Annotated in this window: 13 protein-coding genes; all 13 read right to left on the bottom strand. The window is 44.7% G+C overall.

Going from position 1 to position 13,337, the window contains the following annotated elements; genetic code table 11:
- Positions 1–31 precede the first annotated feature (31 nt).
- Positions 32–1,222, bottom strand: a complete 1,191-nt coding sequence (flgL, locus tag L884_RS0117300) for a flagellar hook-associated protein FlgL (RefSeq protein WP_028768674.1) — start codon at positions 1,220–1,222, stop codon at positions 32–34.
- A gap of 40 nt (positions 1,223–1,262) precedes the next feature.
- Positions 1,263–3,185, bottom strand: coding sequence for a flagellar hook-associated protein FlgK (gene flgK / locus L884_RS0117295; RefSeq protein WP_028768673.1), 1,923 nt, complete (start codon positions 3,183–3,185; stop codon positions 1,263–1,265).
- Positions 3,186–3,231: 46 nt separating this feature from the next.
- Entirely contained in the window at positions 3,232–4,326 is a 1,095-nt protein-coding gene (gene flgJ, locus L884_RS0117290) for a flagellar assembly peptidoglycan hydrolase FlgJ (RefSeq protein ID WP_028768672.1), read from the bottom strand.
- A gap of 28 nt (positions 4,327–4,354) precedes the next feature.
- On the bottom strand, positions 4,355–5,461 hold the full coding sequence (locus tag L884_RS0117285) for a flagellar basal body P-ring protein FlgI (RefSeq protein ID WP_028768671.1): 1,107 nt from the start codon (positions 5,459–5,461) through the stop codon (positions 4,355–4,357).
- 32 nt (positions 5,462–5,493) lie between these two features.
- Positions 5,494–6,168 (bottom strand): flagellar basal body L-ring protein FlgH, encoded by a 675-nt coding sequence (flgH, locus tag L884_RS0117280; protein ID WP_028768670.1) that lies wholly within the window; start codon positions 6,166–6,168, stop codon positions 5,494–5,496.
- 23 nt (positions 6,169–6,191) lie between these two features.
- Positions 6,192–6,980 carry a flagellar basal-body rod protein FlgG gene (gene flgG / locus L884_RS0117275; protein WP_028768669.1) on the bottom strand — a complete coding sequence of 263 codons (789 nt, stop codon included), beginning with the start codon at positions 6,978–6,980 and terminating at the stop codon, positions 6,192–6,194.
- Positions 6,981–6,990: 10 nt separating this feature from the next.
- A complete protein-coding gene (flgF, locus tag L884_RS0117270; RefSeq protein WP_028768668.1) occupies positions 6,991–7,734 on the bottom strand; it encodes a flagellar basal-body rod protein FlgF in 744 nt (247 codons plus the stop codon).
- A gap of 401 nt (positions 7,735–8,135) precedes the next feature.
- On the bottom strand, positions 8,136–9,497 hold the full coding sequence (gene flgE, locus L884_RS0117265; protein ID WP_028768667.1) for a flagellar hook protein FlgE: 1,362 nt from the start codon (positions 9,495–9,497) through the stop codon (positions 8,136–8,138).
- 106 nt (positions 9,498–9,603) lie between these two features.
- The gene (flgD, locus tag L884_RS0117260) at positions 9,604–10,431 is read right to left on the bottom strand and encodes a flagellar hook assembly protein FlgD (protein WP_108947171.1); all 828 of its coding nucleotides are present in this window, start codon (positions 10,429–10,431) and stop codon (positions 9,604–9,606) included.
- A gap of 25 nt (positions 10,432–10,456) precedes the next feature.
- Positions 10,457–10,873 carry a flagellar basal body rod protein FlgC gene (flgC, locus tag L884_RS0117255; protein ID WP_028768665.1) on the bottom strand — a complete coding sequence of 139 codons (417 nt, stop codon included), beginning with the start codon at positions 10,871–10,873 and terminating at the stop codon, positions 10,457–10,459.
- Between the two features lie 2 nt (positions 10,874–10,875).
- The gene (gene flgB / locus L884_RS0117250) at positions 10,876–11,274 is read right to left on the bottom strand and encodes a flagellar basal body rod protein FlgB (RefSeq protein ID WP_028768664.1); all 399 of its coding nucleotides are present in this window, start codon (positions 11,272–11,274) and stop codon (positions 10,876–10,878) included.
- A gap of 143 nt (positions 11,275–11,417) precedes the next feature.
- Positions 11,418–12,257: a CheR family methyltransferase gene (locus L884_RS0117245; protein WP_028768663.1), complete on the bottom strand. Its 840-nt coding sequence runs from the start codon at positions 12,255–12,257 to the stop codon at positions 11,418–11,420.
- A 123-nt stretch (positions 12,258–12,380) separates the two neighbouring features.
- Positions 12,381–13,301: a chemotaxis protein CheV gene (locus tag L884_RS0117240; protein ID WP_028768662.1), complete on the bottom strand. Its 921-nt coding sequence runs from the start codon at positions 13,299–13,301 to the stop codon at positions 12,381–12,383.
- Positions 13,302–13,337 lie beyond the last annotated feature (36 nt).

Genomic DNA, 13,337 nt, shown 5'->3' with positions numbered 1-13,337 from the left:
GAATTCTAATTATTTAGGTAGTGCGTCTTATTTATATGTAATCAAACAATGACACTGTACCTACCTTAGTAAAAACGCTTGATGCGGCATTTAAAGCTTGCTGTTGCTGCTCTAATTGCGTTATCGCCTCGGCGTAATCTAAATCTTCCAACATAGATAAAGCCGAGTTATTCACAATTTTTTCTTCTTCATGGGTTGCTGCGTAACTGTCTAAGCTTTTTAAGCTATTGCCAGCTTCGCCTCGGGCAACATCCAGTTGGTTCATTCCACTGTCGATATTATTCAACATCTGTGCCAACTCTGATTTACCAGCTGGAGTGTTAACCTTATTTGGGTCTTCAATCAGGGCAATTGCACTGCTAATGGTATCGAGCAAACTCACTTCAGGCTTGTGTTCTAGGGTAAATGAGTCTCCTGCAGCAGGCTTGCCATCTAATTTAACTTCCATACCGTTAAACGACACAGGATTACTCGGGTCAAAAGCTGGCACTGTGGTTACAACAGCGTTAGACGAATCTCTGACTTCTAAATCATTACCATTCATCGTAAAAGTGAACGTATCTGGAGTATGTGACGCAGGATTTGTCACTTTTGCGCTTTCAACACTAAATTCGCCGGTTTGGCTGGCCAAATAATTGACGCTGTAGTCACCTAAACCATTAGCGGCATTCATAAAAGCCTTGTCACCAGGGATATTTGCACCAATCGTTGTACCTGATGCAACAACCGTCTCTCTGACACCACTATCACCGTGGTAAATCGCATTGCCACTCGCATCTAATGTGAAAGGTTGAGTGCCAGTATTAAAGCCACCAAACAGATAATTACCAGACTCATCTTTACTATTCGCAATCGCCATTAACTCATCTAGTGTGCCGCGCAGTTCATCGGCAACAGTTTGCCGATCGGTGTCGGTCAATGTGCCGTTTACCGCCCTCAATACATTCTCTCTAGCACTACTGGCTAAAGTTGATGCACTGCCAAGCTTGCTTTCAGTAATAGATAAGCGATTTTTAGCGTAATCAATATTCTTTAAAAACTGATCAACCACTGCATTTTGTTGATTAAGGTTACCTATACCTGCAGCGGCCACTGGATCATCTCCAGCGGTATTAACGCGCTTTCCAGTTGATAACTGCTCAATGATTTTGCTGGTTTGCGACTGTTTATTAGTCACACTATTAATATTTTGATGAAACATTTGTGCGGTTGAAATTCGCATGGTGTTCGTTCCTAATCTTTGCCCTAGTCGTTAACGTCTATTAACGTAGTGAGCTAAATAGTGTGTTAAAAATCTCATTGGCCGTGCTCATGATCCGTGCTGAGGCTTGATAAGATTGTTGAAAACGCATTAAGTTTGCCGCTTCCTCATCAAGGTTTACCCCTGAAACACTTTGAATACGAGTATAAGCTTGGTTATAGATAGCTTCGGCTGAACCGACTGAGATTTCAGCCGACTTTGCCTTACTGCCAACCGCAAGGGTGGTATCTTCAAACACATCACTTAATGTAGTTTTACCGCCGTTCATCAACTTAGCTTCATTGAGCTTTGCCATATTCACCATATTGCTGTTGTCACCTTCGGCAAAAGATAAGTCGAAAGTAAAACGCTCAGCAGATGTTGCCGTTGAATTAATTTCAAAGGTAAAACCATGTGCAGTGATCGTTGGCGGCGTGTATGGCGCAGCAGCGCCTAAAGACGTACCGTCAACATCAAACACTTCATAGGTTGGTGGTGTCGCTGACGGATCAATTTCAAATGTCAGCTCGGCACCAGTGGTCGGAAAGTTAGCGGCATTTCTATCATTAATGCTCACTATGCTTACCTGACTATTACCAGAGTTAGCCGCATCGGCAGTGATCTTTGTGCCTGCGGCAGCAATACCTTTTGGATCTGTCATCACTACAGAAATCGACGCCGCGGCGCCAGCTGTTGGTCTTATCTCAAAAGTGTCACCAGAGGCCATTGCCCCGGCATCAATATTGATGCTGAAACCGTCAGCTCCCTCTAGCGTATTGCCGTTAAGCGTCAGCGGAGTCACGTTGCCGGTAACACTATCTTTTAACTCATAGGTCGATGGCGCAGTAAACTTAAGTTCATAACTGCTACCGGTTAAATCACCAACGCTATCAATATTGACGCTAAGCGCTGCGTTGCCAGTATTGCTAGCTAAGCTACCGACTCGGCCTATTTGCATGGCAGGATCGTTAATATCTGTAAAAATATTGCCACCAACCTGACCATTTAAATCGATACCTTGTGCCTGAGCTTGGTTAAACGCATCACTAATACCTAAGGCAAACTGACCCAACTCCATTTGTGATGGAATAAGGGTATCGTCGCGGTAGTTAACCAACGCGCCTAACTGGCCACCCATTTTAGAGGCATCAATCGTCATGCTTTGACCGCCTGATTGCGCGGTGATCTGTAACTCATTTGGGTAAGGATCACCCTGAGATGTGCCCATTTGCATCGACATCTCACCGGAAACCAGCATCACTGAACCACCAAGCATGATACTTTTGGCACCTGACTCCAGCGGCACGACGTTAACTGAAGCATACTCACTCAGCTCTAAAATAAGCGCATCTTGCTTATCTAACAGCTGCATATCTTGACCTTGAGACTTCATTAACTCGCGGTTAATGTTGCCAAGTTCAGTGCTGATCTCATTGATGCGATCTGTCACTGCCGAAATTTGGTCATTTGTTTGTGTCATCTGACCATCAAGATGACTTTGCATTTGATTGACGGCATTAGCTAACTGGTTAGCACTGGTAAGAAAAGAATCACGCATGCCAATATCATCAGGAATGTCCGCCAGCGCATTCATGCTGGCAAAAAAGTCATTCAATCCTTGAGGAACGGCTTTACCTAATTGTGAGAACAGCTGATCAAGCTCACTCATTTTTGTAAACGTTGTTTGTGACTCACTGACTGCTGTTGAGCCAATACGCAATTCTCTGGTGGCGTAATCGTTGTAAACTCGCTTTACATCAGAAACATAAGTACCTGCGCCATAAAAGTCATTTCCGACGCGTTGAGAATCTAGCGCAGATTGCGATACCACCTGACGGTTGTAACCAGCAGTATTAGCATTGGCAATATTGTTACTGGTGATCGCCAACTGCGATTGCGAAGCCAATACACCTGTGCGGGCGATATTCATTAAATCTAAAGACATGGGTACTGGCCTCCTCGCTCAAGAGGTTGAACAATTTGTGTTTGCATTATTTAACCCCTTGTAAAGCGTCTTTGAAGTCTCGCGTAATGGTCTGCATCACTTGGATGACTTTGTCTGCATATTTTGGATCCGTGGCATAACCTGCATCTTGTAAAGAGCGAATAAAGTTATGCGGATTGGCAGCCTGCTTAAGCGCCTGTTGATAGCGTTCGCCGTCACCCACAAATGAGACAAAGTCATTAAAGCTTTGGCCGATATCCTCATACACTCTGAAGTTAGCTCGCTGTTTAACTGCAATCCCCTGCTCATACTCAAGGGTATTGACCGCAGCATGCTCGCCTTGCCAACGACTATCAGCCTTGATATTGAATAAGTTGTTACTCTGCTGCCCTTGTTGGCCTTTAACCATTTTCTGGCCCCAACCTGTCTCTAACGCAGATTGTGCAATCAACACTTCTGGTGTTGTACCTAGCGCTTTTGCCGCTTTTTCAGCATAAGGGTACAAACGAGAAACAAATTCTTGTTGGCTAGTAAAGTTTGCCTGCGACTTATCGGCTGCCGCAGACGGCAAAACTTTGCCTGCTAACACTGAATCTAACGTGTCAGCTTGTTTAGCTGAAAATAGTGACTGGGCTTGATTGGTTCCAGCAGGCTGAATTGAAGCTGATGGGGTCGAAACTACATCTAACGCATCTGTTGCCGCCACTTGCTGATTAACACGGCTTGAACCTGATGGCATTTGCATCACCGCCGCCGTATCCATAGTTAACGCAGCAGCTTTAGAACCACCATTAATATCACCACGTAATACCGAGGCAGGTGTCATTGGACTATTAGCGGGATCGAGCTGCTGTACCATAAGATCAGCTAAGCCCAACATGCCTTCGCCAGATAAGTTTAATGACATCTGCTGATCATGCATCTGCTCATAAAACTTTGTGTACTGGCTGTTCATTGGGCTATCTGATTCAAATACCGCATTGGCGTCACGCATACTTTGCATCAGCATTTGCACGAAGATCCCTTCAAATTGCTGAGCAACTTCTTTTAACGCACTGGTTTCATCTTTTTGGGCTCTGGATCTTAATGAGTCCAAGCCTCCAAGATCCAGAAATTGCGATGCGTTCGACAGCTTCTCCATGACACCTTTCCATTAAAACTGACAATATTTAGATAATTATCAGTTCTCCATGCAAAGCTCCTGCCATCTTTAACGCTTCGAGGATAGCAAGTACATCCGAAGGGGCGGCACCAACTAAATTAACCGCACGAACTAGCTCATCTAGCGTGGTTCCCGGGTTAAACATAAACATGCGACTATCTTCTTCAGCCACATCAACCGTGCTATCAGTAGTGACAACGGTTTGGCCATTACCAAACGGGTTAGGCTGAGATACTTGCGTCGCTTCGGCTATTGTCACCGTTAAGCCACCATGGGTAACGGCTGCTGGCAATAATTTGACGTTTTGACCAACCACTATGGTGCCGGTGCGAGAGTTAACAATCACCTTGGCCGACTCCGCTGCAGGCTCGACTTCAATATTCTCAAGCGTTGCTAAAAAAGAGACACGCTGCGATACATCACGTGGCGCACTTACTTGCACTGATGCAGCATCAAGCGGACGTGCCATACCTGGGCCTAACAGATCATTAATCGCATCCGCTAAGCGTTTTGCTGTCGAAAAGTCGGCACGGCGCAAGTTAAAGGTTAAATGGTCACCGGTTGAAAACGGTGTTGCAACAGTACGCTCAATCAATGCGCCGTTAGGAATACGGCCAACCGTAGGCGTATTTTGTACCACCTTAGAACCATCCATGCCTTCGGCACTAAAACCACTGACCACCATGCTACCTTGCGCGATAGCATATACGTTACCGTCGACCCCTTTTAAGAAAGTTTGCAGTAATGTACCACCACGTAAGCTTTTAGCTTCACCAAGGCTAGATACTGTGACATCTAAGGTTTGCCCCGGTTTGATAAACGGCGGCATCTCGGCGCTTACGGCAACAACCGCAATGTTTTTAATTTTAGGTCTGAAGTTATCCGGCAAATTAATACCAAAGTTCTTCAACATGGTTTTAAAGGTTTGCTCTGTGTAACGGGTTTTCTCACCTGTACCGGGTAAACCTACCACTAAACCATAACCAATCAGTTGGTTACTACGTACGCCCTGTACGTTGGCAATATCTTTAATACGCTGAGCTTGTACCGGCGTGGTTAGCATTACCGCTGACAACGAGAGCACCATACACAGCATTGCTAATTTAAATTTCATCATCCTCACTCCCTCTCGCGCAACATAAGCACCTAAAATGGCCACCAGCTGCCCATAAAGAACGACGCTAACCAGCCCACTTTTTGCACATCGGCAAAGGCGCCAGTGCCGCTATATTGAATACGGGCATTCGCTACTCGTTGTGAATCAATGGTGTTATCAGGACGAATATCTTGCGCACGGACAATACCGGTAATACGCACAAACTCGTCACCATTGTTAATGCTTATCCATTTTTCACCGCGAATAACCAAGTTTCCGTTATTCAGTACTTCCATAACGTTAGCGGAGATACTGCCCGACAAGCTGTTACTTTGATCTGCATCTGATTCACGCTTAGTGTTCATGCTGTCTTTGTAACGTAAATCGATTGGCTTACCACCAATAGTGACATTGCCGCCGCCGGCATAAATTGGATCAAGTGATAAATCGGTACCTTTAGAGATCTCATTGTTGGCACTCTTTTTAGCCTGAGTTTGCTCCATTAAATACACAGTAATGATGTCACCCACTTTGAGTGCTTTAATATCTGAATACAGGCTCGAGGCTTGGCTATCTTGATACATAGAGCCTGTTGCAGCGATCTTAGTCGGCGGCGCTTCTGGGTAAACAGGCGCGTAATATGGATCATCCGCAATAGGCTTACCATTGGTTGAGCTACAGCCTGCCATTAGGCCAATTAAGGCAAATGCCAACAAATGCTTCATAGTCAAAGCCTCTTTAAAAATGCTTATAAATTCTGATTTACGTAAGACAACATCTGGTCAACAGCTGAGATCACTTTTGAGTTCATCTCATAAATGCGCTGACTTTCAATTAAGTTAACTAACTCTTCAGTTACGTTAACGTTTGAAGTTTCAAGCGCACCTTGGCGAATAGCGCCCATACCATCAAGTGATGCAGTACCTTGAATTGGTGTACCACTTGCGCCAGTTTCTAAATAAAGGTTTTGCCCCATAGGATCGAGCCCTGACGGATTGATAAAGTCAGACATCGCTAATTGACCCACAACTTGGTTCTCAGCATTGCCTGGGGTTTTCACCGATACTTCACCTTCGGCAGAAACCGTAATACTGGTAGCATCTTCAGGAATAGTGATCGCTGGTTGCACAACATAACCAGAACCCGGCGTTACAATTTGCCCTGTGTCATCTAAGCTAAACTGACCGTTTCGGGTATAAGCAGCGGTGCCATCTGGCAGCTGCACTTCAAAAAAGCCAGGGCCTTCAACCATTAGATCTAATGAGTTATCTGTGGTTAACATGTTGCCTTGGGTAAACATCTCTTGGGTAGCAACAACCTTAGTACCTGCACCTATGCTCAAACCATTAGGCAACTTTGTATTGGAGGCACTGATGCCACCAGCTTGGTTAACGTTTTGATAAAGCAGATCTTCAAATACCGCACGGCTCTTTTTAAAGCCAACGGTACTTGCGTTAGCCACGTTATTTGAAATAACTGAAATATCAGTTTGCTGAGCGTCTAAGCCTGTCTTACTTATCCATAAAGCGGGATGCATAGTTTCTCTCCTAGCTTATGCGCATTAAGGCAGAAGATGCGCGATCATTTTCTTCTGCGGTTTTCATCATTTTTACTTGCATCTCAAACTGACGTTGCAGGTCAATCATAGATACCATTTCATGTACTGCATTAACGTTGCTGCCTTCAACAGCCCCGCTTAATAAACCTACGTTAGGATCAGCCGGCGCATTTTCGCCGGACATTAGGCGAAACAAACCGTCTTCACCACGCATTAAATTCTGATTTCCTGGGTTAACTAGCTTGATACGAGCGACTTCTTCAATCACTTCAGCGGTAGCACCTGACGGACGAACGGACACTATGCCGTCTTGAGAGATCTCGACTTTTTCAATAGGCAGTGGTAACACAATTGGGCCGTTATCGCCCATCACTGCAGTGCCTCTGTCGTTACGTAGCACACCGGTATTATCAAAGCGTAAGCTGCCGGAGCGAGTATAAGCCTCACCACCATCTTCAGCCTGAACAGCTATCCAGCCGTCGCCTTTAACTGCGACATCGAGATCACGGCCTGTGGTTTTTATTGGACCACTGGCAAAGTTCGCTGACGGAGTTTCGGTCATTGAAAAAACGCGGGTAGGTAAACCTTCACCAAAGGCCTGCATAGAGCGCGCCTGAGCAAGATCAGCCTTAAAGCCATCTGTATTCGCATTGGCCAAATTATTGGCACTGATAGCCAATGAATTCATATTCTGTTTAGCGCCGCTCATAGCGACATAGAGCAATTTGTCCACGTGACACTCCGTCAAACTTCCGTCTAAACAACAAGAAAGCAAACATCGTGCCAAAACTGGCAAAAAGAAGAATCTAGGTTCTAGGTCAAAGATAAGATGAAACAAACTCATTAACGGCAAGTGGGATTGCCTCGTAGGAGCGCTTCCAAAACGGAGAAATTAAAGCTACGGCAATAAAATTAAAGTGACGGCAATAAAATTAAAGCGACGGCAATAAAATTAAAGCGACGGCAATAAAATAAAATCGACGGCAATAAAATTAAAGCAATGCGAGCTTTTCCTAGGTCCTAGGTCCTAGGTTCCAGGTTCTAGGTTCTAGGTTCTGGGTCCTAGGTTCTGGGTTCTAGGTCCTAGTAGCGCAAAGGGCGACCTCAAAACGAAGCCGCCTTAGCCGTTATCGATTAGCGGATTTGTAGAATTGATTGCTGCAAGGTGTTGTTCACTTCAAGGGTACGAGAGTTAGCTTGGAAGTTACGTTGCGCTGAAATCAAATCAACTAACTCTGTGGTTAGATCGACGTTTGACTGCTCAAGGGCTGACGAACGAATACTACCAAATGTACCACTATTAGCCTCGCCCGCTAACGCTGGGCCTGAGTCTAGGCTGGCTTTCCAAGAGGTATTACCCGACTGTGACAAACCTTGCTCATTAGCAAAGCGTACTAAGGCTACTCGGGCAAGCGGCACGGTAGAACCATTACTATAGCTGGCATTGATAAGGCCATCTGCGCCCACTTCAACATTGGTTAGACGGCCTACTGTAGTACCATCCTGAGTCAATTCAGTCACCTCAAATGGTGATGCAAACTGAGTCGGGTTATTAAAGTTAAGAGTTAACTTTTGGCTACCGTCTGCACCTGGGCCTAATACGTTAGCACCACCAACACCTAGCTCTTCAGTAGTGATTACCGCAGGGTTACTACCCTCATAGCCGCCTGTAGCGTTAAAGGATACAGCAGCACCTTTCCAACCTGCAGCATTTTCAGCTTTTGCCGTGCCATCTGCAGTGCCGTCGCCATCGGCGTCAATTTTATATTCACCAGAGTCGGGATCTAGGTTAACTGGCTTACCATCAACCGCATAAAATGCGACCCAGTTACTTTCATTGTTATGTGCTGCATTTGGCGGACGCACAAAATATGAGGTCAAAATATGTGGCTCACCCAGTGAGTCATAGATGGTCACTGAAGTAGAGTTGTTAAAGGTCTCTGGATCATCTGGGTCAAACGCTGCCGGATCAAGTGTCCCCTCACCCGCGTTTAGGTTCATTTGCAAGCCAACATTATCAGTTTTAACTGGGCTACCCGCTGTATCTGGGATCTGTACAGGCTTAGTGGTGGTTAAACTGACAGAGGTCGAGTTACCGTCTTTATCAACAGGGAAAGTCTGTAAGTAGTTACCCGCTGAATCAACAATATAGTTGTTAGAGTCAAACTTAAACGCACCCGCTCGAGTATATGAGTGATCCTGTGAACCAATTTCTGATGAAGTAACAAAGAAGCCACCACCGTTGATCGCCATATCTAACGAGTTATTGGTAAATTGCATACTGCCTTGGTGGAACTGCTGCGCAATCTGGCTAGTTGCTACACCGCCACCTACAGTCGTTTTGCTGTTGGCAAAAATCGAGCTTGCATACACATCGGCAAATTCCGCACGTGATTCTTTAAAACCTGTGGTATTTACGTTGGCGATGTTATTTGCCGTTGTATTTAGATCTTTTTGCGCAGATGAAATCCCGCTCAATGCAATATTAAATGACATGATTCACCCCAGTCCTTTATGTAATTCGATATTGAAACGCTGCCAACTTGCTATGCAACGCTCCGAAAATTATTTATGTCGTTAGTTGTTGTGCTAACGCTTTTAATTAGGTCTCAGACACAGCAAGTACATCGCTGATCTTAATACCGCCAACACCACGTAAATTCAAAATAGCACCTGTTGCCGCCGTACCTAGCGAAACACTAGTAACATGTGCGTAAGTTGATACAGGCAACTCTTCGCTCTTACCATCAACCTTACCGCTTGCCTTAAAGGTATAATTACCTTCAGCAACTGGTTCACCGTTTTTATCGAGTCCATCCCAGCTGACATCGATATTGCCCCCGGCGCTGCCATCAACGGTGTAAGTGTCAACCAGCTGACCTTTTTCATCCTCGATGCGTACGGTAATCGATTCAATAGATTCCGGCGTACTAATGATGCCCTTCATGCTGGTGTCTTCAGCAGAGATATGTGCGGTATCAGAAGGGATAAGTACCTTTTGCCCAACCAATCCTGATGCCTGCAACGCCTGACTTGAGCTGGTTAACGCGTTTAGGTTAACAATCTCTTCATTCAACTTGCTGATCCCGTCAACCGTTGAGAATGACGCCATCTGCTGGATCATCTGGTCGTTTTCAACAGGCTTAAACGGATCTTGCATTGATAACTGCTGACTCAAAAGCGCAAAAAAGTCTTCTTGAGTCAGCTCTTGATTGTTTGGCTCTGGTACTGCGTTCTCTTCAGGCAAACGCAGACCGTCAAGAAATGGGTTGCCTGTTGATGTTTGCTCTGTATTGGTTGCCGCAGCCGCGCTACTTTGCGTTGCTTGAGCTGTTTGTGGCGAAATAGGATTGCTTTGAGGCGAGATCCCACCAACTTGAGTTGCCCCTGGCGCTGCCGATGTTCCGGTGAGCGGATTAATAAGGCTCAAAATTTACCTCCAGCTTGCACTGAGTTTATTTGCCTATTCTAAGTGTCTGCTGAAGCATAGATTTTGCCGCTTCAGTGACTTGTACGTTCATTTGATAAGAGCGAGAGGCTGAAATCATATTGGCCATCTCCTCCATCACATTGACATTGGGTTTATAAATGAAGCCATCGGTATCAGCCATTGGATGATCTGGCGCAAACTCTTTATTTAGCGGTAAATCACTTTCAACGATGCCTTTTACCGCAACCGATGCTGAGGCACTTTGATGTTGCTGCGCTTTACTCATCTCGGCTTCAAAAATAGGATGACGAGCACGATAAGTTTCACCGACACTGCTTGAGACAGAGTCAGCATTGGCGATATTGCTGGCAGTGGTATTCAAGCGCACAGATTGCGCAGACATCCCCGAGCCAGCCACATTAAAAATATTAAATAAGCTCATAATTAATCGCCTCTAATCGCTTTTTTCATGCCTGAAAACTTACCGTCTAAAAAACCGAGTGACATTTGATACTCAAGCGCATTTTGCATAAATGCCGACTGCTCTTGTTGGATATCAACGGTATTACCGTCACCCGTATCAGGCTGATTTGGAACACGGTAACTGATGTGCTGCTGAGTTAAGGCTGCTAAATCGAAATGTTTGCTGTCACTCTTAACCATGGCTAAGCCAGACTGCTTTGACTGTGCGGCAGTCATCGCTTTGGCAAAATCCACATCACGGGCTTTATAATTTGGCGTATCAGCATTCGCGATATTTGAAGACAACACTTCTGCACGTTGAGAACGGATCCCCAAAGTGTGTTGATGAACACCTAATGCTTTATCAAAACTAATCGCCATAAAATTGCCTCCTCAGCGTTACAGGCAAAAATAAAGCAATAGCTGTGCCAAGAATGAGTAGATATAAAGAAATTTTGGAAGGTGGATAATTAGCAGACAATAAAAAACGCGCTTATGAATAAGCGCGTTATTGGTAGAAGCAGTTAGGATTTCTTTTGATAATAGATGCCAGGATTACAGCGCACCATATCAAATTCATCAGATAACCCAGCTATAGACTCTGATGCACCTAAAAATAGAATACCGTTAGGGTTAAGTGCGGCAGCAAATTGCCGCAGTATTTTCCGCTTTGCCTCAGGTGAGAAATAGATCAATACATTACGGCAAAAGATAATATCGAACTTGCCTAATAAGGTATAACTCTCAAGTAAATTGTGAGCTCTGAAGCTAACGAGTCGCTTAACATTGGCTTTGACTACCATGTTGCCTGACGGCAAAGCATCAAAAAACTGACGCTTACGCTCATCTGATAAACCACGTGCCAGTGCTAAGTTGTCGTATTCTGCATTTTTACAGCGTTCAAGCATTGAAGGCGACAAGTCTGTCGCCAAAATTGTCGCCCCTGTTGGCAGGCTGCCCGGCTTACGCTGTTGGTGCTCTAGCACGCTCATCGCCAACGAATAAGGCTCTTGCCCAGATGAACATGCTGCTGACCAGATCTTAACTGGACGACCTAAACGACTAAAGGTTGGTAATATTGAATCAGCCAACAGCTCAAAGGGGTAACGGTCACGGAACCATAGCGTTTCATTGGTGGTCATGGCATCGATCACCTCTGTGCGCAATTGGCGCTCGGTCGGTTTCATCGAGTGTTTAACCACATCAGATAAAGAGGGCAAGTTATACTTACCCATTAAAGGCGCTAAGCGGCTGCGAACCAAATACTGTTTGTTTTCTCCCAGCACAATACCACTATGCTGCTCCAAGAATAGACGAAACTGATTGTACTCATTCTCAGCGAGAGATTTATTTGACACGCTTATATCCTAATAAAATAAAACAAACTGCAATAGCGTAGTCTGCAACAGCAAAAACGAAGGCAGCGTTATACATCAGCAAAGGGAGAAACACAAGCCAAAGCCTATGCCACTCTACAATACAGCCTATTATAAACTTAAATGCTTGTTCACTGCCGCAGCTAATTCATCAGGGTTAAACTTAGCAATAAAATCGTTAGCCCCAACTTTTTGCACCATAGCTTGGTTAAACACGCCACTGAGTGATGTATGCAAGACCACCTTGATATTTTTTAGCTTAGGATCATCGCGGATCTCAGCAGTCAAAGTATAACCATCCATTTCTGGCATTTCGATATCAGAGATGATCAATGGGATCTCGGTAGATACATCATCTAACTCTGCAGAAATTGCTCTAAGCTTATCGAGCGCTTCTTTACCATCTTTAGCGGTATCGATTTGCAGATCTAGCGACGTTAGCGCGCGAATAATTTGCTTACGTGCAACTGATGAATCATCTATCACCATAATATGGTAATGCTTGTCTCTATCAATGGTGAGCGCTTCATCAAGCTCTTTACTGGTATTGGTATTGACGGGTGAGATCTCATCAAGGATTTTTTCAACATCTAAAATCTCAACAAGTTCATTGTCGATTTCAGTTACAGCGGTTAGATAAGAGAATTTCCCCGCACCTTGCGGTGGAGGCATAATCGCTTCCCAGTTCATGTTAATAATCCGCTCAACAGAACTGACTAAAAAACCTTGTACGCTGCGATTGTACTCAGAAATAATAATAAAACAGTTTTCGATATTCTCGATTGGACGGCCACCTGTTGCCGCGCTTAAATCAATCACTGAAATCGTCATTCCACGAACATGCGCCACACCACGCACTTTTGAGTTGAGCTTTGGCAAGTTAGTCAAAGGTGGGCACTGTAAGACTTCTTTTACTTTAAATACGTTTATGCCGAATCGCTGGCGTCCATTTAGCTTAAATAACAATAACTCTAAGCGGTTTTGTCCAACCAATTGAGTTCGTTTGTTTACTGATTCAAGAATATTCGACATACAATATTTTGCCTTGTTACCTATTTCGATAGGTTT

This window comes from Shewanella fidelis ATCC BAA-318, from assembly GCF_000518605.1.
Taxonomy (GTDB): domain Bacteria; phylum Pseudomonadota; class Gammaproteobacteria; order Enterobacterales; family Shewanellaceae; genus Shewanella; species Shewanella fidelis.
Note: the sequence above shows the minus strand (reverse complement) of the source record. Positions and strands in the feature narration are given on the sequence as shown.